The 19,111-nt window shown below is 76.8% G+C and carries 18 protein-coding genes; 6 read left to right on the forward strand and 12 right to left on the reverse strand.

What is annotated here, in order from left to right; translation table 11 throughout:
• Positions 1 to 15 precede the first annotated feature (15 nt).
• The 4 genes from AFB00_RS24325 to AFB00_RS24340 are packed head-to-tail and all read right to left on the reverse strand — an operon-like array spanning position 16 to position 3,517.
• Entirely contained in the window at positions 16 to 1,461 is a 1,446-nt protein-coding gene (locus AFB00_RS24325) for an FAD-dependent oxidoreductase (RefSeq protein ID WP_068799112.1), read from the reverse strand.
• Positions 1,458 to 2,261 (reverse strand): SDR family NAD(P)-dependent oxidoreductase, encoded by an 804-nt coding sequence (locus AFB00_RS24330; RefSeq protein ID WP_068799113.1) that lies wholly within the window; start codon positions 2,259 to 2,261, stop codon positions 1,458 to 1,460. Before AFB00_RS24330 ends, AFB00_RS24325 begins: the two co-directional genes overlap by 4 nt.
• Positions 2,254 to 3,087, reverse strand: coding sequence for an SDR family NAD(P)-dependent oxidoreductase (locus AFB00_RS24335; protein WP_068799114.1), 834 nt, complete (start codon positions 3,085 to 3,087; stop codon positions 2,254 to 2,256). The genes AFB00_RS24330 and AFB00_RS24335 overlap by 8 nt, the downstream gene beginning before the upstream one ends.
• 16 nt (positions 3,088 to 3,103) lie before the next feature.
• The gene (locus tag AFB00_RS24340; protein ID WP_068799115.1) at positions 3,104 to 3,517 is read right to left on the reverse strand and encodes a nuclear transport factor 2 family protein; all 414 of its coding nucleotides are present in this window, start codon (positions 3,515 to 3,517) and stop codon (positions 3,104 to 3,106) included.
• 167 nt (positions 3,518 to 3,684) lie between these two features.
• Here AFB00_RS24340 and AFB00_RS24345 point away from each other — a divergent pair, with 167 nt between their 5' ends.
• Entirely contained in the window at positions 3,685 to 4,314 is a 630-nt protein-coding gene (locus AFB00_RS24345) for an IclR family transcriptional regulator (RefSeq protein ID WP_231974052.1), read from the forward strand.
• A gap of 9 nt (positions 4,315 to 4,323) precedes the next feature.
• On the opposite strand, the gene AFB00_RS32350 is transcribed toward AFB00_RS24345, so the two are convergent.
• From AFB00_RS32350 to AFB00_RS35625, 3 genes are read right to left on the reverse strand one after another with little or no spacing between them, the layout of a single operon-like run.
• Positions 4,324 to 5,571, reverse strand: coding sequence for a glycosyltransferase (locus AFB00_RS32350; RefSeq protein ID WP_197519646.1), 1,248 nt, complete (start codon positions 5,569 to 5,571; stop codon positions 4,324 to 4,326).
• Complete coding sequence (locus AFB00_RS34265) at positions 5,568 to 6,560, reverse strand: hypothetical protein (protein WP_068799118.1); 993 nt, start codon at positions 6,558 to 6,560, stop codon at positions 5,568 to 5,570. Before AFB00_RS34265 ends, AFB00_RS32350 begins: the two co-directional genes overlap by 4 nt.
• Positions 6,554 to 7,564 (reverse strand): glycosyltransferase, encoded by a 1,011-nt coding sequence (locus AFB00_RS35625; RefSeq protein ID WP_261340660.1) that lies wholly within the window; start codon positions 7,562 to 7,564, stop codon positions 6,554 to 6,556. Before AFB00_RS35625 ends, AFB00_RS34265 begins: the two co-directional genes overlap by 7 nt.
• A gap of 85 nt (positions 7,565 to 7,649) precedes the next feature.
• Here AFB00_RS35625 and AFB00_RS24365 point away from each other — a divergent pair, with 85 nt between their 5' ends.
• From AFB00_RS24365 to AFB00_RS24385, 5 genes are all read left to right on the forward strand, one after another.
• Complete coding sequence (locus AFB00_RS24365) at positions 7,650 to 8,552, forward strand: WcbI family polysaccharide biosynthesis putative acetyltransferase (RefSeq protein WP_068799119.1); 903 nt, start codon at positions 7,650 to 7,652, stop codon at positions 8,550 to 8,552.
• A 135-nt stretch (positions 8,553 to 8,687) separates the two neighbouring features.
• On the forward strand, positions 8,688 to 9,746 hold the full coding sequence (locus AFB00_RS24370) for a glycosyltransferase (protein ID WP_068799120.1): 1,059 nt from the start codon (positions 8,688 to 8,690) through the stop codon (positions 9,744 to 9,746).
• The gene (locus AFB00_RS24375) at positions 9,743 to 10,792 is read left to right on the forward strand and encodes a glycosyltransferase (protein WP_068799121.1); all 1,050 of its coding nucleotides are present in this window, start codon (positions 9,743 to 9,745) and stop codon (positions 10,790 to 10,792) included. The genes AFB00_RS24370 and AFB00_RS24375 overlap by 4 nt, the downstream gene beginning before the upstream one ends.
• Positions 10,789 to 11,586, forward strand: coding sequence for a glycosyltransferase family 2 protein (locus AFB00_RS24380; RefSeq protein ID WP_068799122.1), 798 nt, complete (start codon positions 10,789 to 10,791; stop codon positions 11,584 to 11,586). The genes AFB00_RS24375 and AFB00_RS24380 overlap by 4 nt, the downstream gene beginning before the upstream one ends.
• A gap of 126 nt (positions 11,587 to 11,712) precedes the next feature.
• Positions 11,713 to 12,516, forward strand: coding sequence for an alpha/beta fold hydrolase (locus tag AFB00_RS24385; RefSeq protein ID WP_068799123.1), 804 nt, complete (start codon positions 11,713 to 11,715; stop codon positions 12,514 to 12,516).
• Here AFB00_RS24385 and AFB00_RS24390 read toward each other — a convergent pair.
• The 5 genes from AFB00_RS24390 to AFB00_RS24410 all read right to left on the reverse strand — a co-directional run bounded on the left by AFB00_RS24390 (position 12,497) and on the right by AFB00_RS24410 (position 19,071).
• Positions 12,497 to 13,378 carry a poly(ethylene terephthalate) hydrolase family protein gene (locus tag AFB00_RS24390; RefSeq protein ID WP_156819712.1) on the reverse strand — a complete coding sequence of 294 codons (882 nt, stop codon included), beginning with the start codon at positions 13,376 to 13,378 and terminating at the stop codon, positions 12,497 to 12,499. The two genes, AFB00_RS24385 and AFB00_RS24390, sit on opposite strands and share 20 nt — an antisense overlap.
• Before the next feature lie 60 nt (positions 13,379 to 13,438).
• Positions 13,439 to 15,202, reverse strand: a complete 1,764-nt coding sequence (locus AFB00_RS24395) for a CocE/NonD family hydrolase (RefSeq protein ID WP_068799125.1) — start codon at positions 15,200 to 15,202, stop codon at positions 13,439 to 13,441.
• Positions 15,203 to 15,270: 68 nt separating this feature from the next.
• Positions 15,271 to 16,776, reverse strand: coding sequence for an MFS transporter (locus AFB00_RS24400; RefSeq protein WP_068799126.1), 1,506 nt, complete (start codon positions 16,774 to 16,776; stop codon positions 15,271 to 15,273).
• A complete protein-coding gene (locus AFB00_RS24405; protein WP_068799127.1) occupies positions 16,769 to 18,025 on the reverse strand; it encodes a 2-hydroxyacyl-CoA dehydratase family protein in 1,257 nt (418 codons plus the stop codon). Before AFB00_RS24405 ends, AFB00_RS24400 begins: the two co-directional genes overlap by 8 nt.
• A complete protein-coding gene (locus tag AFB00_RS24410; protein WP_068799128.1) occupies positions 18,022 to 19,071 on the reverse strand; it encodes a 2-hydroxyacyl-CoA dehydratase family protein in 1,050 nt (349 codons plus the stop codon). Before AFB00_RS24410 ends, AFB00_RS24405 begins: the two co-directional genes overlap by 4 nt.
• Positions 19,072 to 19,111: the final 40 nt, after the last annotated feature.

A 19,111-nucleotide genomic window follows, 5' to 3' on the forward strand; every position in this document is an offset into this window, starting at 1 on the left:
CCTCGACGGTGAGAATCAGCAGGGGGGACGAGCTGCGGACCGGCCGGCGACGCGGCCCATGGTGACGGCGTTGGCGACGGCGTTACCGCCACCGACGTAGCGGGCACCGAGGACACCGGCCCCGGCCTCCCCGGCGGCGAACAGGCCGGGGACGACCACGCCGCTGTCGTCGAGCACGGCGGCGTGCTCGTCGATCTCCAGGCCCGCATGGGTGCAGACGAGCTCCGCCGGGAGGAACCGGGCGGCGTAGAACGGCGGCCGCGCGACCGGGTCCGGCCGGGGCGCAGCGCTCTTGGCGGCCAGCGACCGGTGCCGCAGGAAGTCGGGGTCGGACCCGGTGGCCGGCAGGCCGGCGTTCCAGCGGTCGAGCGTGGCCGCCAGCGCGGCCGGCGGGACGCCGATCGCCGTCGCCAGCTCGCCGACCGAGCCGGCCCGCACGGTCCGGCCGGCCGCGGCCTCCGCCTCGACATGCTCGGCCGACCAGTGCGCGTAACCGGGCGGGAGCCCCACGCGGGCCGTCTCGTCGAACACCATCCACACCGGACCCGGCTGGGCGTCGATGAGGCCGGAGGACACGGCGTAGGACGCGTCCTCGTCCATGAACCGCCGGCCGGTGCCGTTGACGACCACCCGCGACACCGGCGGGAAACCGGACTGCCAGTGGTGCATGCGCTGGAAGTACGCGGTCGGGAGCAGCAGGCCCCAGCCGTCCCCGGCGACCGCGGCCCGGACCTGCGCGCCGAGACGCAGGTGGTCACCACGGGCGCCCGGGGCGGCCACCACGAACAGGTCCTCGCCGGACCGGTCGGCGGCCGGATAGTGGCGTCGGCGCAGGTCGGCGTCGTGGGCCAGGCCACCGGTGGTGACGACCACCGCACCGGCCCGGACCTCGACGCCGTCGGCCACGACCCCGCACACCCGGCCCTGCTCGACCAGCAGGCGTTCGACCCGTGTGTTCAGCACGACCTCGACGCCCAGCCGGCGCCGCGCCCGGTCGAGCACCTGGACGACGCCGTAGCCCTGGTCGGCCGGGACGTGGCCGCGCCAGACGTCCTCCACCCCGGCCCGGGTCAGGCCGGGGGTGTGCGCGTCGTGCGAGATCCGGGCGGGGATCCGCACCCCCAGCCCGATCAGCCACTCGACGGCCGGACCCGCCTGCTCGCAGAAGGTGCGCACGAGCCCGGGCTTGAGCAGCCACTGGTTGAGGTCCATGTAGTGCTGGAAGAACCTCTCCGCGCTGTCGTCGATCCCCAGCTCCCGCTGGACGGCCGTCCCCGCCGCCGTCAGCATCCCGGCGGACAGGGCGGTGGACCCGCCCAGCTCGCGCTCGGCCTCGAACAGCAGCACCGAGGACCCGGCCTCGGCCGCGGCGACCGCGGCGGCGAGACCGGCCCCGCCACCACCGACGACCACGACGTCGGCCTCGGCACCGTCGGCACCGTCGGCGTCGTGGGCGCTCACCGGACGTCCCCGGCGTCGGCGACGATGCGGTGGTAGAGGCCGTTGGACACCAGGCCGCCGTCCACCGTGATCTCGCTGCCGGTCAGGTACGCGGACCGGTCCGACAGGAGGAAGAGCAGCGCGTCGGTGATCTCCTCCGGGCGTGCCGTACGGCCCTGCGGGACGCTGCGCAGCGACGCCCGGACGAACTCGTCGGCACCGTCCAGCAACCCGGTGCCGACCAGACCGGGGTGCAGCGAGTTCACCCGGATCCCCCACTCGGCGAGCGCTCCGGCCGCCGACTTCGACAGCCCGGTCAGCCCCCACTTGCTCGCCGAGTACGACGGGGAGAAGTAGCCGACCTGCCCCGAGATCGAGGAGATGTTGACGATCGAGCCGCCGCCCGAGTCGCGCAGCAGCGGCGCCACCGCCTGCATACCGTGGAACGGCCCGTCCAGGTTGACCCGCAGCACCCGGTCCCAGGTCTCCCGGTCGGTGTCCAGGAACAGCCGCCGGCGCGAGATCCCCGCGTTGTTGACCAGCCCCCCGAGGTCCCCCCGCGCGGAGCCGATCTCGCCGGTCACCCGGGCCCAGGCCGCCGGGTCGGTCACGTCCAGCTCGTGCCCCGATGCCGAACCGCCCGCCGCGCGGACGGCGTCGACGACCGGACCGGGATCGGCCACGTCCGCGACGCAGACGTGCACCCCGCGGGCACCGAGTGCCCGCGCGTGCACCGCACCCATGCCGCCCGCCGCGCCGGTGACCAGGACCGTCCGCGGGTAGCGCACCTGCTCGGCGTGCTCGGCCACGTGCTCAGACATGGCGGGAGCCACCGTCGACCGCGATGCTGTGCCCGGTCACGTAGCGGGCGCCGTCGGACAGCAGGAACAGCAGGACACCGGCGACCTCCTCCGGCGAACCGATGCGGTGCAGCGGGACCGCGTCCAGCGCGCGGGCCAGCGCCGGCGGGTCGTCCTGGATCCAGCGGGTCATCTCGGTGTCGACGAAGCCGGGGGCGATCGCGTTGACCCGGATGCCGCGGTCGCCCAGCTCCACGGCCAGCGACTCGGTGAGGTGCGCGACCGCCGCCTTGGAGCTGCAGTAGGCGCCGCGCCCGCGCCGCACCCGGACGGCCGACACCGAGGACATGTTGACGATCGCGCCGCCGGGGCCCATCCGTTCCGCGGCGGCCTGGGCGCCGAAGAGCACCCCCTCGACGTTGACGGCGAGCGTGGACCGGATCTGCTCGGCCCCGATGTCGGCCACCTCGGCGAACGGGAACACCCCCGCGTTGTTCACCCAGTGGTCGAGGCGCCCGAACTCCTCGATCGCGAGCGACGCCAGCCGCTGGTGGTCCGGGACGCGGGTGACGTCGACCGCGACCGGGACGATCCGGCCCGGCCCCCCGGCACCCGCGCGGCCCTCGGCCTCGGCGGACAGCGTCCCGGCGGTGGCGACCATCTGCTCGGCCGCGAGGTCACCGGCGATCACGTGCACCCCCCGGGCCGCGAGCGCCGCAGTGAAGCGGGCCCCCATGCCGCGGGCGGCCCCGGTCACGACCGCGACCGTGTCGCGCAGCTCCGGGTACTCGGTACGGACCGGGTCGTGCAGGACCCGGCCCGGGCCGGTGGGGTGAGGACTGGGCACAGCAGGCTCCGTTCGGTCAGGCGTCACGCAGGACGGTCCGGCGACGCACGCGCCAGCCGTCGGCGGTGCGGGTCAGCTCGTCGACGAGGGTGGTCAGGCGGTGCAGCCGGGGTGAGGCACCGCTCGGGGTACCGACGATCTGCAGGTAGGAACGCGCTCGCAGCCGGTCCGGGCCGTCCGCCGTGACCGAGACGGTGCCGACGACGTGCCGGAGCACCTCGCCGGACTCGCGGCAGGACGCGTGGAAACGCTCGGCGAACGCGATCAGCCCGGCGGTGTCCCGAGCCGGTTCCGGATAGCTGGGCGAGTGGAACTCACCGTCGGGGGTGAAGGTGGCCGCCCAGTCGGCGGCCCGGCCGGAGTCGATCGCATGACTCTGGGCACCGAGCAGTTGGTGCACCGCCAGTACGTCGGCTGCTGGGACGTCCATCGCTTCTTGCCTCCCGCCATTGAGTGTGCGATTATCGCACGCAGTGTGCGATTAATGAGTGCGAAGGTAGGTAGCGAATGGGTCCGCGTCAAGCGGCCGGTGCGTCCGGGAGCGGGGGCGCGGCCGATCGGCCCGGTACCTCCAAGACGCTGCACCACGGTCTGCAGGTGCTCGAAGCCCTGGTCGGTGCGCCGCGGGGGCTGTCGGTCACGCAGATCGCCGAGAGCGTCGGCGTGCACCGCACGGTGGCCCACCGGCTCGTACGGACGCTGGAGGAGCACCATCTGTGCCGCCGGCTCGACGACCGGCGGGTCGTGCTGGGGGCCGGTCTCGTGCGGCTCGCCGAACCGGTCGAGCAGGACCTGCGCATCCTCGCCCGGCCCGTGCTCGAGGACCTGGCCGCCGCGACCGAGGCGACGGCGCACCTCGTCGTCCGCGAGGACGAGGAGCGGGTGCGGATGCTGATGATCGTCGAGCCCCGGCGGGCCCGGATGCACGTGGCGTTCCGCAGCGGCCAGGTCGATCCGATCGACCGGGGCTCGGCCGGTCTGGCCATCCTGGCCGGGGAGCCGCCGGCCGAGGGCGAGCGCGCGGCGGTCGGCCGGGCCCGGCAGCGGGGGTTCGCGGTGTCGCACGGCGAGATCGCGGCGGGGATCAGCGGTATCTCGGCCCTGGTGCGTGCCGGCGGCCGGTCCGGGCTGAGCCTGGGCCTGTCGGTGTTCGAGGTCGAGGACGAGGAGGCGCTCGGGCGGCTGGTGATCGGGGCCGCGCAGAGGCTGGCGGTGGCGCTCGGCTGAGCCGCCGGCTCAACCGCCGGTGCGGTCGTCGACCCGCAGGGTCGCCGTCCCCTCCCGCCACTGGGCCTCGGCCCCACCGACTCCGTGGCGGCGTGCCCGCCCGGCGGCCCGCGCGGCACCGAGCACCGCGAGCCGGTCGTGGCCGGCGCCGACGATCTCGACGCGGCCGAGGTCGTGCCGGACCATCAGGTCCATCGCCGTGGCCAGCGCGTCCGGCGGCAGCGGCGCGTGCACCTCCAGCCGGGCCCGGGCCCGGCGGACCCGGTCGGCGCTCCACGGCGCGGTGTCCGCGACGCCCCGGTACAGCTCGGTGATCCGGTCGTCGCCACCGGGCAGCCGGACCCGCACGTCGCGGTGGGTCTGGCGCAGCACCGAGTCGACGGTCCGGACCAGGGCGGTACCGGTGAGTCCCGGGCCGGGGTCGGCGAGCACGTCGGGCACCGCCCCCGGCAACGGAGCGCCGCGGGTGCCCGGCTCCGGGACCAGCGCCGCGAGCCGCATCGCCTCGCCGTCCTTGCCCGGACCGGGACGCCCGGCCCAGTCCGGCCCGTCGTGCCAGGCCACCGCACCGGGTTCGTGCACGAGCAGGGCGCCGTTGTTCCAGGCCCGGTACGCGAGGTCCCAGTCCTCCCCGCCGTAGCCGACGAACCGCTCGTCGAACCCGCCGATGTCGTCGAACAGCGTCCGGTGCAGTGCGAGCACGGCACTGATGACGAACCGGAAGCTGCGGCCGTCGGCGTCGAGCAGGTCCCGGGAGCCGCGGTAGCCGTCGGCCAGCCAGCGTGGTTCCGGCAGCCGCGGGGCCCGGGCCGGGTCGGTGCCCGGCTCCGTGCCCGAGAGGTCGGCGTGTCGGCGCCTGCCGACCGCGAGGACGTCGGGGCAGGCCCGGATGCGCCGGGTCAGCGCGTCGATGAAGCCGGGCTCGGGGACCGTGTCGGCGTCGAGGAAGACCAGGACGTCGCCGTCGCACCGGGCGGCGCCCAGGTTGCGGGCCGCGGCGGCGCGGAACCCGCGGTCGTCCTGACCGAGGACCTGCAGCGGGACCGGCCCGGCGAGCGTCGCCGGGTCGGGCGGCCGGGCGGACCCGTCGTCGGCGACGACGACGGCCACCGGTGGGCGGGTCTGCCGGTGCACCGCCGCGACGGTGCGGGCCAGCTGCTCCGGCTGCTCGTAGTGGCAGACGACCACCCCGACCGTGGGCACCGGTCCGGACGGCTCCGGCAGCAGGTCCCAGCGGTTGCCCGGTACCGCCGTCACGCGGGCACCCCGCAGGCCAGCGCCCGGTACAGCGCGGCGTGCGCCGGACCGGCCTGCGGCCACGCCGGGACCGGTCCCCGGGTGAGCGACGGGTCGGCCAGGGCCGCGGCGACGAGGGTGTCGCGCCCGGCGTGGCCGTCGTAGCAGCGCAGCGCGTCCGGGACCGCCGCGGCGACCTCGCACGCGTAGGCGCCGGCGGCGGCCAGCGGGACCCGGCCGTGCCCGAGCCAGGCGAGCAGCGACCCGCTCGCGCTGACCGTCCGCCCCGGCGCGACCGGGACGGTCACCGCGGCTGCGGCGGCGGCGAGCCCGGCCGGGTCCAGGGCACCGGTGACGATCCACCGCACGCCGGCGCCCCGCGCTGACCGGGCGAGCGCCGCGGCGAGCCCGGCGTGCCCGTCGGCGACGGCGCCCGCGGCGACGACCGCCGGTCGCACCGGGTGCGCCGCCGCCGCGGCGATCACGTCGTCGTGGCCCTTGCCCGGGTAGACGAAACCGAGGACCCCGAGCGTGGGGTGGGCGGCCCAGTCCGGTGCGGTCCCGGCCACCGCGACCGGCGGCAGCGGGAGCGGGACGAGATGCGGCGCGGCCGCGCCCAGCGCCCGCGCCTTGACCCGTTCGTGCCCGGCGGAGACCAGCACCGCGTCGGCGGCGGCGATCACCCGGCGGTAGCCCGCGGCCCGGCGGGCGTCGCGCGCCGGATCGGGATCCGCGCCCGGCAGGTCGTGCAGCGTGACGACCAGCGGCCGCGGCACCGCCCCGGCCGCGGCGACGAACGCGGCCGCGGCCGAGGCGATGTCCGGGCCCCACAGCGAGTCGGTGAACTGGGCGTGGGTCAGGTCGGCCGGCCCGCCGGGGACGGTCCGCACCCCGTGCCCGGCGACCGCGGAGGCGACCGCGTCCGCGTGCCGCAAGACGCCGTGCCCGGCCGGTCCGGGAGCGAGCGTCCGCACCGTCAGCGCCGTCGGTGCCGTCGGTGCGGTCAGCACCGGGCCACCAGCTCCCGGTACAGCGCGGTGTGGGCGGCCGCGACCCGGCGGCGCTGCGCGTCCCGCGCGTCCGGGTCGGCCCGCCACACCGGACGGTCGCGGTGGGCCAGCCGGACCGCCGCGGCCAGCGAGTCCCGGTCCGGGCCGTCCGGGCCGAGCCGGTACACCAGGCACGGCCCCTGTTCCGCGACGTGACCCACGTCCGGGACCAGCGCGGTCGTCCCCAGGTCGTGACAGGCCTCCAGCCAGCCGGAATGGGTGCCCCACCGGTAGGGCAGCACCGACACGTCGAGTTCCTGCAGGTACTGGTGGAACGCGTCGTCGTCGAACGGCGGGTGCACGCGCACGTCCAGCCCGTCGACCCCGTCCAGGGAACGGGCGACGGCACGGCCCCGCTCGTCGTCGTGCGCGTCGACCCGCACGGTCGTCGCCGCGAGCCCGCGCACGGTCTCGGCCAGTGCACGGGCGACGCCGGCCGGGTCGGCGTTGGTGCGGTGGCTCTTGGCGTGCACGCCGACGGTGAACCCCGACCGCTCCGGACGGGGCCGTCGCGCCCACCGCGGCCCCACGACCCCCGGGTGCGGCAGCACCCGCGCCCGCCGTCCCCACCGGCGGTGGATCTCGGCGGCCGCGCCCGGGGTCAGCGTGACCAGGGCGTCGGCGGCGGGCACCAGCACGTCCAGCATCGCGTCGTGCCGGGCCGGGTCCGGGTGGTGCGGGTTGCGCAGGTCGTGCACGGTCAGCACGAGCGGGCGGCGCAGCTCGCGCAGCGTCGCGACCAGGGCGGCGAGCCCGGCCGGTGTGCGGTCGTCGAACCCGAAGTGCACGTGCAGCACGTCGAACTCCGCGGCGTGTGCACGGACGTGGCGCGGGTCCAGCCACCGTGCGGGCCACCACTGCCCGGCCGGGGCGCCGGGCACCGGCGGGTCCGGCAGCCGGTGGGTGCCCGGATCGGCCAGCGACAGCACGTAGGGATGGCCGGCCGGGACGGACGCGACGCGCACGCGGGACTCCTCTCGTCGCCCCGGGATGCCCGCCACCGCGCCGTCCAACCGCGCGCGCCGGTGCCGTCGTGGTGAGGATGGCGACGTGAACGACCCCCGCCGCCGGCACTACGGCGTCTTCTACGGCCTCTCCGCGCCGCCGCCCGGCCCGCTCGCCCTGGTCTGGGGCAACTGCCAGGCCGAGTCGCTGCGGGTGCTGCTCGCGACGGTGCCGGACCTGCCGTTCGCCCCGGTCCGGATCCCGCCGGTGCACGAGATCGTCGACGCCGACCTGCCCCACCTGCGCCGGGTGCTCGCCCGGACCGCCCTGCTGGCGTCCCAGCCGGTCCGCGACGGCTACCGCGGGCTGCCGCTGGGCACCGCCGAGGTCGGCGCGGCGCTGCCCGGCGGCGCCCGCGTCGTCCGGTGGCCGGTCGTCCGCCATCCGGCGCTGCACCCCTGGTCGGCGATCGTGCGCCATCCCGACGACCCGTCGCTCGTCCCGCCGCCGGTGCCCTACCACGACCTGCGGGCGCTGGCGGCGGCCGCGGGACGCCGCCCCGGGGGAGCGCCACCGGCCCGCGCGCTGCGGGAGGTGGGGGAGCGCGGCGTCGCGGAGCTGGCCCGGCGGGAGGCACGCTCGTGCGACGTCGGTGTCGCCGACGCCATCGCCTCCTTCGGGGCCGACGCCGCGCACACGCTCAACCACCCCGGCAACGGTGTGCTGCGGCTGCTCGCCGACCGGGTCCTCGGTGCCGCCGGGGTGCCCGCAGCGTCGGGCGACCCGGGCCGGGAGCTGCTGGGCGGCCTGCGGGCACCGCTGCGTCCCGACGTCGTCGGCGCGCTGGGGCTGTCCGCGGTGCCCCGGCCGCACTGGCTCGCCGGGGAGGTGCAGATCCCCGAGGCGCGGGTACACGACGAGCAACGTCACTGGTACCGGGACCGTCCGGGCTGGGTCGAGGCCGGTCTCCGCCGACACGCCACGACCCTGGAGATCCTCGGCCTGTGACGGTCCGCGGCCGTCCGGTTGTGGCATCGCCGGACCAGCCGCATGATCGTGGGACGTCCGGGTTCAGCCACAGCTCGCGCGGTGTCCTGTCCCCGAGCGCCGGAGTGTGCCCGTGAACCACCCCACCGCAAGCCGGTGAGCAGCAGGATCGCCCTCATCGCCTCGTCCCGCTACCCGATCCGCGAACCGTTTCCCGGCGGGCTGGAGGCACACACCGCGAGCCTGGCGCAGCAGCTGCGCCACCGTGGTCACGACGTGACGGTCTTCGGCGCACCGGGCTCGGACCCCGAGCTGCGGGTCCGGGAGATGGCCCCGCTCCCGGTCATCTCGGCCGCCGCCCGCAGCGACGTCGGCATGCCGCCGGGCTGGTTCCTGGCCGAGCACCACGCCTACCTCGCCCTGCTCGTCGGGCTCTCCCACGACCGCGGGCGCTACGACGTGGTGCACAACAACTCGCTGCACTACCTGCCGCTCGCGCTCGCGGACATCCTCGACGCCCCGGTGCTGACCACCCTGCACACCCCGCCGACCCCGTGGATGGAGTCCGCGGTGCGGCTCGGCGACCCGGACCGGCTGCGCTTCGCCGCGGTCAGCGAGCACACCGCCCGGCGCTGGTCGGAGACCGGTGCCCGGGCCACGGTCGTCCGCAACGGGGTGGACACCGCCGTCTGGCGGCCCGGCCCGGGCGGCGGGACGCCGGTCTGGTCCGGCCGGATCGTGGCGGAGAAGGGCCCGGTCGAGGCGATCCGCGCGGCGCGGATCGCGGGCACCGGGCTCCGGCTGGCCGGGCCGTGCCCGGACCGGACGTTCTTCGAGACCGAGGTGGCCCCGCCGCTCGGCGACGGGGTCGACTACGTCGGGCACCTCGACCACCGCGCGCTCGCGGAGCTGGTCGGCGGCGCGGCCGTCGCGGTGGTGTCCCCGTGCTGGGACGAGCCCTACGGGCTGGTCGTCGCCGAGGCACTGGCCTGCGGCACACCGGTCGCCGGGTTCGCCCGCGGGGCCCTGCCCGAGATCGTCGACGCGGGCTGCGGGGTGCTGGCCGCGGCCGGTGACGTCGACGGGCTCGCCGCCGCGATCCGCTCCGCCGCCGAGCTGTCCCGCGACGACGCCCGGTGGCGGGCCGAGACCTGCTGCTCGGTCGCGTCGATGGTCACCGGCTACGAGGACCTGTACCGGACGGTGGCCGCGTGATCGTCTACTACGTGCACCACCACGGCAGCGGGCACGCGCACCGGGCCGTCGCCGTCGCCGCGCGGTGCCGCACGCCGGTCGTCGGGGTCGGCAGCGGGCCCGCACCGTCCGGCTGGCCGGGCGCCTGGCACCGGCTGCCGCCCGACACCGGCGGGGACACCGGCCCGGGCACCGCGGACGTCACCGCGGGGGGCACGCTGCACTGGGTGCCCCGCCACCACGAGGGGCTGCGGGAGCGGACCGGGATCGTCTCCGAGCTGCTCCGGTCCGGCCCGGCCCGGCTGCTGGTCGCCGACGTCTCGGTGGAGATGACCCTGCTCGCCCGGCTGCACGGCGTCCCGGTCGCGGTGATGGCGCAGCCGGGGGACCGGCTCGACCGGCCGCACCGCACCGCCTACGACCTCGCCGACGTGCTGCTGGCGCCGTGGCCCCGGCGGCCGGAACACGGCTGGCCGGCGGAGTGGCCGGCCAAGACCCGGTACCTGGGCGGCCTGTCCCGCTACGACGACCGGCCCGCCGGCCCGGCCGTGCCGGGTGCGCGCCGGGTGCTGGTGCTGTCCGGCAGCGGCGGGGACGGGATCGACGCCGCCGCGGTCCGGGCGGCCGCGGCGGGCACCCCGGACTGGACCTGGACGGTGGCCGGCCCGTCCACCGGCCCGGGGCTCGCCGACCCGCCGGGCCTGCGCCGGGCCGGCTGGAGCGCGGACGTGTGGAGCCTGCTGCGCGACGCCGACGTGGTCGTCGGGCACGCGGGGCAGAACGTCGTCGCCGAGATCGCCGCGGCCCGCCGGCCCGCGGTGATCATCCCGCAGCCGCGCCCGCACGACGAGCAGCTGGCGACGGCCGCGGCCCTCGACCGGGCCGGGCTCGCGACGGTCCCGGCGCGGTGGCCCGCACCGCGGGAGTGGCCGGCGGTGCTGGCGGGCGCCGTCGCCCGCGGCGGCGAGCGGTGGCGGGAGTGGTCCGACGGCGGGGCCGCGGACCGCGCGGCCGGGGTGCTCGACGCACTCGCCGCCATGCCGGTGGCCGGCGGGGCCGGGCGATGACGGCGGTCGCCGTCGTCACGATCGTCCGCGGCCGGGCGGACCATCTCGCCCGGCAGCGGCGGCTCCTGGCGGCCGGGCCGCCGGTCCTGCACGTCGTGGTCGGGATGGGGGAGGAGCCGGACCTGAGCGGTCCCGCCCCGTCGACCCGGTCGGTCACCGTCCCGGCCCCGGGACCGCTCCCGCTGGCGGCCGCCCGCAACGCCGGTGCGCGCGCCGCGCTCACCGCCGGTGCCGGGCTGCTGGTGTTCCTCGACGTCGACTGCCTGCCGGGCCCGGTGCTGGTCGACCGGTACCGGGCGGCCGCCGCCCGCACCGGTCCCGCGCTGCTCGCCGGGCCGGTCACCTTCCTCCCGCCACCCGGCCCGGCCGGCGTACCCGAGCGCGACCTGGCCCGGTGGGTCGACCCGCACCCGGGCCGCCCCGACCCACCGGACGGCGCGCTGCGGCCCGAGCCGCGGCGGGAGCTGTTCTGGTCGCTGTCGTTCGCCCTGGCCGCCGGGTCGTGGACCGGCACCGGCGGTTTCGACGAGGGCTACCGCGGCTACGGCGCCGAGGACACCGACTTCGCGCTGGCCTGCGAGCTGCCCCTGTACTGGGTCGGCGGCGCGCACGCGCTGCACCAGTACCACCCGCCCAGCCGGACCGATCCGGGCCAGGCCGGCGGGATCGTCGCGAACGCCCGGCGGTTCCACGGCCGGTGGGGACGGTGGCCGATGGAGCCGTGGCTGCGCGAGCTCGCCGCGTCCGGCGCGGTCGTCTTCGACCCGGAGCACGACGTGCTGCGGCTGCCGTGACGGCGCCTCCGACCGGCCGGGTGCGGGTCAGGTGTGCCCCGTCGTGTTCCACTCAGTGGCAGCGCACCCCTGACGGCCCGCGGACACCGGCCTAGCGTGCACGCGACGCCCACCGAAGGAGAGCCCATGATCGAACTCGTCCACCTCGGCGGCGCGCCCGGCCGCCCGCTGCTGGTGCTCGGGCCGTCCCTGGGCACCTCGGCCGAGACGCTCTGGGGCCCGGCGGCCGAACGGCTCGCCGCGCACTTCGAGGTGCTGGCCTGGGACCTGCCCGGGCACGGCCGCAGCCCGGCCCCGGAGCCGGGCGCCGCCGTCACGATGCCGACGCTCGCCGCCGGCGTCCGCACCGCCCTCGACCGGACGGACGGCGGCGCGCGGACGTTCCACTACGCGGGTGACTCGGTCGGCGGCGCCGTCGGGCTGCAGCTGCTGCTCGACGCACCCGAGCGGGTGCGCACCGCGACGCTGCTCTGCACCGGTGCCTCGATCGGGACGCCCGGCTCCTGGCACGAGCGCATCGACACCGTCCGCCACGGCGGCACCTCCGCCCTGGTCGAGGCCTCGGCGCAACGGTGGTTCGGGCCCGGGTTCCTGGACCGGGAGCCCGCGGTGGGTGCGGCCCTGCTCGACGCGCTGGCCGCCGCGGACGACATCGGCTACGCCGCGGTGTGCGGCGCACTCGCGACGTTCGACGTGCGGCACCGGCTCGGCGAGATCACCACGCCGGTGCTCGCCGTGGCCGGTGCGCACGACGTCGCGACCCCGCCGGACTCGCTGGCCGGCATCGCCTCCGGGGTGCGGCACGGCGACCTGGAGGTGCTGCCCGGCGTCGCCCACCTCGCGCCGGCCGAGGCGCCGGCGCGGGTCGCGGAGCTGGTCCGTACCCACGCCGGCCGCCACGACCGTGAGGTCACAGTCCCTTCGTCGTGACCGTGCGCCCCGGCTCGGTGCACAGGCCGCAGCCGGGGCCGACGAAGCGGGCCCCGGCGCGGTCGTCGCCGTCGAGGGTGAACCGGAGCCAGCCGACGGTCAGCCGGATCCCGGCCACGATCATCTGCTGGTCGCCGTCGCCGTCGCTGATCCCGCGGGACAGGCCGCTGTGGCCCGCCGTGGCCACCTCGACCAGCGCGGACGGGACCGTCATCGCCGCGAAGTCGCCGCGGCTGTTGGCGTGGGCCTGGTCGGACGGCCCGCCGTTGACGATCAGCGTGGGCGAGTGCAGCGCGGCGATCGCGTCGCGGGTGTGCCCGCCGAAGCGGGGCCGCTCGGAGAAGCCCGTGTTTAGGGCCACCACCGAGCCGACCCGCGGGTCCGGTGCGGCGAGCAGCGCCTCGATCCCCCCGCACGAGGTGCCGGCGACGGCGAGCCGCTCGGGATCGGCCCGGCCCTGCAGCGCGTCGCCGCCGAGCACCCAGTCGAGCGCACCGGTCAGCAGCTCCGGCCGGGCGACGGTGGTCTCCGGCCGGGTCTCGACGGGCAGGGCCTCCGGTGCCCCGTTGGCGACGACGATGTAGCCGTGCGCGGCGAGCCCGGTGAGGAACCCGCTGATTGACAGGTTGCTGTCGCTGCACGCGCCGTTGGCCCACGCGATCACGGGGACACCACGCTCGGGCAGCGCGTCGAGGTCGGCCGGGCGGTAGACGGTGTGGCCGGGCAGCCCGGCCGCGGCCTCGCGCACGGTGGCGAGGACCGGGCCGTCGGCGGGAGCGGCGGCCGGGGCGGCCGGAGCGGCGCACCCGGTGAGCAGGAGCGCGGCGAGCGCGATGACGGACAGCAGTGTCCGGACGGGCATCGGGAGACCTTTCACGAGGGACGGGGCCGGGCGCCCGGCGCGGTGCGCCCGGCCCACGGGTCAGGAACGCTCGGGCAGGGTGATCGTCGAGGTGCCGCCGGCGACCTCGATCCGGGAACCGTCGGCGTCCGGCAGCTCGCCGGTCTCGCGCGGGTCGTGGCCGGTGACGGTGACCTGGATCCGGTGCCCGGCCGGGACCAGGTAGGACGTCGGGAGCATCGCGAACTGCAGCCGGGCCGGTTCCCCCGGTGCGACGGGCGCGGCGTCGGCGGCGAAAGCGCGGTGCCACGGCACCCCGTCGGGCAGCGCGTACGGGGCCGGGGCGGTGGCCCGCAGCGACACCTGCTGGCGGCCCTCGGTGATCACCGTGGTGCTGCCGTCCGGCGCGACGTCCTCCAGGTAGGCGAACACGTGCGCGTCGGTGCGGTCGACCGACACGGTCAGGTCGAGGACGGGCGTACCGGTGATCTCGGTGTCGCGCTCCGCGGCCGCCCCGGTGAAGCTGGTCCCGGCGCCCGGGATGTGGCAGGGCTGGATCGTGGAGCCGGAGCCCGGGTCCTGCGGGCAGCCGGCCGCGGTGTCGACGGTGAACGGGCGGGCGCCCGGCGCCGTGGAGCCGAGCACGCCGTCCCCGCCGAGCGCCCTCGGCGTCGCGGTGGTGCCGGCGGGCGGCCAGGTGTCCGCGGACTTCCACTGGAGCCCGGTGGCGTCGGGCAGGTCGGAGGCCGGGGTGGCGTAGCGGATCGGCGGCTCGTCGTCGATCCCGGTGTCGATCCCCTTGAGGTGGGTGTCGAAGAACCGGTGCGCCTCCTCGACCAGCCCGAACCCGGCGTTCTCGCAGTGCTTCCACGGCCCGACGAGCAGCCGGGAGCCCGGGACGTTCAGCAGGGTGGCGATGCCCTGGCCACGCAGCTCGTCGCGCCAGCCGCCGATCACGTACACCGGGACGTCGGCGGCCCGGATCTGGTCGGCGTAGCTGCCGACGCTGCCCTCGGACCAGAACTTCGACGCCACCAGCGGGGAGAAGCTGTCCCGGAACGGCATGCCGCGCCACATGTCGGCCAGCGGCGCCGCCTTCTGGTGCTCGACGGCGGCCTCGCGCAGCAGGGTCTTGTCGGCGTCGCCGTCGACCGGGTTGTTCGCGAGGTCCTGCTCGACGGTGCGCGACGGGCCGAACCCCCACTGCGCGGAGATCCCGCCGACCCGCCAGGCGTCGTACTTGTCCCAGGAGAAGCAGCCGGCGAGGACCGCCTTCAGGCGCGGCGGCCGCACGGTCAGCGAGTGCATCGCGGCGTCACCGGTGTTGGAGCAGCCGTACATGCCGACGTTGCCGTCCGACCAGGGCTGCGTGCCGAGCCACTCGGTCACCTCGTAGGCGTCGCCGGCCTCGAGCCGGTCGTTGTACCCGCGGCGGACGCCGAAGGACTGGCCGTTGCCGCGGCGTGCCACCTGGGCGACGACGTAGCCGTCGTCGGTCAGGGTCGGGATGGTCTGGATGCCGCCGGTCTTCGGTCCGGCGCCGTCCTCCGGCTTGCGGTCGATCGAGAGGCTGTGCTGCCAGAGCACCGGGAAGCTGCCCTCGGCGGCCCGGCCGTCCACCGCCGGGCGGTCGAGCTTCACAGCGAGCCGGGTGCCGTCGCGCATCGGCAGGTAGAAGGACTCGGTGACGCGCTCGGTGAACTGCTTCTCCGGCCGGTAGGTGCCGAACCCGGCGCCGTCGGGCGCCGCCGGCGCCGCGGCGGGGCCGGTACACGCGGTCAGGACGAGCAGGGTCGCGAGCGCGACGAGGCCGGTGAACCGTCGTCGGGGGGATCTTCCGGGCATGCGGGAACCTCCGTGCAGCAGTCGGTCGGTGGTGCAGCGGTCGGGCGGGAGTCGGGTCGAGAGCGGGGTCAGCGCGCGGCGGGCGCCCCGGCGAGCGTGTTCTCGCGGATCGCGAGCACCGCGACCAGCGCGAGCGCGGCGATCGGCAGTGTGAGGAGGAAGACCAGCTGCAGGCCGCCGGTGTAGGCGTTCCGGACGGCGTCGGCGAGCGGCCCGGGCAGGGCGGCGACCTGGGCCGGCGTGCCGAGCAGCCGGCGGACGCCGTCGTCGGAGGCGGGCAGCCCGGCCGCGGTCAGCGCAGCGGGCAGCTCGGCCCGCAGCCGGGCGGTGATCAGCGCGCCGAACACGGCGACCCCGACCGCGCCGCCCAGCGTCCTGGTGAACGTGACCGACGAACCGGCGACGCCGACGTCGCGGGGTCCGGCGGCGTTCTGCGCGGCCAGCACGAGCACCTGCTGGGTCATGCCGGTGCCGGCCCCGAGCACCGCCATGCCGAGCGCGACCTGCCAGGCCGGGGTCTGCGGGGTGAGCGGGGCGAGGACCGCGAGGCCGGCGACCAGCAGGGCGCACCCGGTCGCCGGGAACCGTTTCCAGCGCCCGGTCCGCACGATCCGGCGGCCCACCACGGCCGAGGTGAGGATCATGGTCCCGATCTGGGGGAGCATGAGCAGACCGGCGGTCATCGCGTCGTGGCCGTGCACGACCTGCAGGAACTGCGGGAGATAGATGATCCCGCCGAACATGACGGTGCCGACCAGCAGGCTGGTGGCGCAGGCGATGGTGACCGTGCGGCTGCGGAACAGGTGCGGTGGCAGGATCGGGTCCGCCGCGCGGCGCTCGCGCAGCACCGCCGCGCCGGTCAGGGCGACCACGAGCGCGGCGAGCACCGCGGTCTCGAGGCCGGCCCACGGCCAGGCCGTGCCGCCGGCGGACAGTGCCAGCACCAGCCCGCCCGCCGCACCGGCGATCAGGGCGGCCCCGGCGACGTCGAGCGGTGCCGCCCGGCGGCCGGGCCGGACGTCCGGGGCCAGCCGGACCAGCGCGGCGGCGACCAGCGTGACCGGGACGACGCCGAGGAAACACCACCGCCAGCCCGGCCCGCCCGGGCTCACCAGCAGCCCGCCCACCAGGGGTCCCGCGACCGACGCGGTGCCGAACGACAACCCGAACCAGCCCGTGTAGCGGCCGCGCTCGCGGGCCGGGACGAGCCCCGCGACGAGCGCGTTCGTGCAGGCCAGGATGCCGCCGGAGGCCGCACCCTGCAGCGCCCGCCCGGCGATCAGCCAGCCCGTCGACGGCGCGAGGCCCGCGACGAGCGACGCCACGACGAACAGCCCGATCGACACCATCAGCATCGGCCGGGCCCCGCGACGGTCGGCGAGCTTGCCGAACACCGGAGTGGCGGCGGTCATCGTGAGCAGCGCCGCGGCCGCCACCCAGGCCACCTGGTCCTGCCCGCCGAGCTCGCCGGCGATCGTCGGCAGGGCGATGCCGATGATCGTGTTCGTCAGCGAGCCGGTGAACAGGGCGACCAGCGCGCCGCCGAGCACGGCGGGCGTCGAGTACTCACGCATCGGCGCGGGCCGGCAGCACCTCGGCCTCGAGCCAGCCGCCGACGGTGCCGTCCAGGTAGGCGGGATCGGAGCGGCGGGCGTCGACGTTGTCGGCGTGCAGCTCGAGCACCGGGATCCCGGCGGCGCGCAACGCGCGGGTGGTGGCCCAGCTGCCCCGGGCGTCGTCGGAGACGAGATGGACGACGCCGTCGACGCCGTGCGAGCGGGCCTCCTTCACGTACCACTCGGCCGACCACGGCGGGGTGTAGAGCTGGTCGGAGAACGCGGCGAACCGCGCGGCGAGTGCCCGGAGCGGGTCGTCGCCGTGACGGACGTAGCCGTCGGCGGCGATCGCGAGGTACATCGACCACACGAACACCGCGCCGTAGCGGTCCTGGAACCGCTGGTAGAAGTCCAGGTCGAACCACAGTCCGCGGCCCACCCACATGAGCCGGGCGCGCTCGCCGGGGCAGACCGCGGAGCCCGCGGCGATCCGCTCGGCCACCTCGTCGTGCAGGTTCCGGGCGGCGTCGCGGCCCCAGCCGGTGCCGCGGTGCCACTGCGGGACCATGACCGCCGGGATCGAGTCGGTGACGGCGACCGGGCACGGCCGGGCCGCGGCGATCAGGTCCCGGGTGCGGCGGTTCCGCTCCTCCTGCTCGTTGACCAGCGCCATCACCTCGGCGAAACGCTGCTCGGAGAACCGCCGCCCGGTGCGCTGTTCGAGGAACCGGATCAGCCCCTCCAGCTCGCCGGTCATGAGGTCGAGCCGGTCGGTGCCGACGGCCTCCTCCCAGCGGTGCGGCATCAGCTCCCACCAGCGCTCGGGCACGGTGGCGGCGGCGGCGCTCTCCAGCGGGTAGAACTCCACCCCGGGCTGCTCGCCCCAGACGTCGAAGATCTTCCGCGAGGCGTCGCCGGTGGTCTCGGCGAGGACGATCGAGGGCTGTGGCAGCCCGCCCCACGGGGCGGTGCCGGGGTCGGTGTCGAACGCGCTGCCGAGCGCGGTCGAGCTGTACTGCTCGGTGTAGTCGGGGTAGCCGCGCTCCCGCAGCCGGGCCAGGTGGTCCTGGGTCCGGCGCTTGGCCGCGACGATCGAGGCCCACCACTGGTTGACGACGTAGGGGATCCCCATCGCCCGGAAGATCTCCTGTGGCGCGTCCGCGTTGACCAGGGCCAGCGGGGCCCCCGCCGCGACCTGCGCCTGCAGCTCGGCGAACCACCGGCGCTGGTGGGCGGTGGCGGCCGTCGCGCTGGGCAGCCGCGTCACGCCGCCACCGCCAGGTGCAGCTCCCGGACCACCCGGGCGGCGTCGACGCCGCCGTAGTCCTGCCGGTCCACCAGCACGGCCGGGACGCCCGCCGCGGCGCGCTGGGCGGGGAAGTCCCACGGCGGGCCGTCGTCGAACCGGCGCACGTAGGACAGCAGGCCCTCGGCTCCGCGGTCCCGCACGGCCGCCGCGGTGTGCGCGGCGCGGTCCCGGATGGACGCGCGGGGCGCCGCCGGGCCGGCCGACTGGTAGCGCTCGGCCAGTGCGAGCTCCAGCCGCCCCGGGTCCGGGAGCCCGACGTCACCGAGCGCCCACAGGTCCCCGCGGTCGTGGTCCTCCCCGACGACCAGCAGTCCGGCGTCCTCCAGCGCCGCGTAGACCGCGGGATCGTCGTGGCTGCTGCCGGTCAGGTGGATCGGGTGGCCGGGCCGGGCCGGGCGCTCCGCCAGCTCGGTCAGCAGCGTGTCGAGCAGCGGGAGCACCTCGGCCACGGGGCGGGTGCACGCGGTGCGGACCACGTCGAGCATCTCGGTCCCGGTCAGCCGCCGCTGCGCGCGCAACGCACCGATCTCGCGGACCCGCGCCCGCAGCCGGTCGTGCGCGACGACGGCGTCGGCGAGCGCGGCGTCGTCCACCCCGCCGAGCCAGGACCGGAACTCCCGCACCTTCGCCAGGACGTACCGCGTCGTCGTGCGGTGCGGCAGGTGCAGGACGTCGACCAGGTGCACCGGGGGCAGCGCGACGTCGGTGACCCGGTGCAGCTCCCGGAGCACGTAGAACAGCCGTAGCGACGCCTCGCAGTCGCGCGACACGACCAGCACGTCCAGCGGGCCGTAGGTCCCGGCGAGCAGCCGGGTCAGGATCGAGCAGGCGACCGGGTCGAGCCCGCCACCGAGGTACGCACGCCCGGGGGAGGCGTCCTCGGACGGGGATCCGGCCAGGCGGACCGGGGTGTACCCGGCCGCCGTCAGCAGTTCGACGGGCACGTCGGCGCCCACGTAGCCGGCCACCGGCCCCGGCACCGGGTGCACGGGTCCGGGCAGCATCAGATCACCGACCCGTCGGCCAGTTCGGCCAGCCGTTCCG

The sequence above is a fragment of the Pseudonocardia sp. HH130630-07 genome (assembly GCF_001698125.1).
Lineage (GTDB): Bacteria > Actinomycetota > Actinomycetes > Mycobacteriales > Pseudonocardiaceae > Pseudonocardia.

Coding starts and splice junctions, on each gene's coding strand:
- AFB00_RS24395 (WP_068799125.1), bottom strand. CDS start 15,202: ATGCCCGGAAGATCCCCCCGACGACGGTTCACCGGCCTCGTCGCGCTC.
- AFB00_RS24410 (WP_068799128.1), bottom strand. CDS start 19,071: ATGCTGCCCGGACCCGTGCACCCGGTGCCGGGGCCGGTGGCCGGCTAC.
- AFB00_RS24400 (WP_068799126.1), bottom strand. CDS start 16,776: ATGCGTGAGTACTCGACGCCCGCCGTGCTCGGCGGCGCGCTGGTCGCC.
- AFB00_RS24380 (WP_068799122.1), top strand. CDS start 10,789: ATGACGGCGGTCGCCGTCGTCACGATCGTCCGCGGCCGGGCGGACCAT.
- AFB00_RS24330 (WP_068799113.1), bottom strand. CDS start 2,261: ATGTCTGAGCACGTGGCCGAGCACGCCGAGCAGGTGCGCTACCCGCGG.
- AFB00_RS24340 (WP_068799115.1), bottom strand. CDS start 3,517: ATGGACGTCCCAGCAGCCGACGTACTGGCGGTGCACCAACTGCTCGGT.
- AFB00_RS24385 (WP_068799123.1), top strand. CDS start 11,713: ATGATCGAACTCGTCCACCTCGGCGGCGCGCCCGGCCGCCCGCTGCTG.
- AFB00_RS24390 (WP_156819712.1), bottom strand. CDS start 13,378: ATGCCCGTCCGGACACTGCTGTCCGTCATCGCGCTCGCCGCGCTCCTG.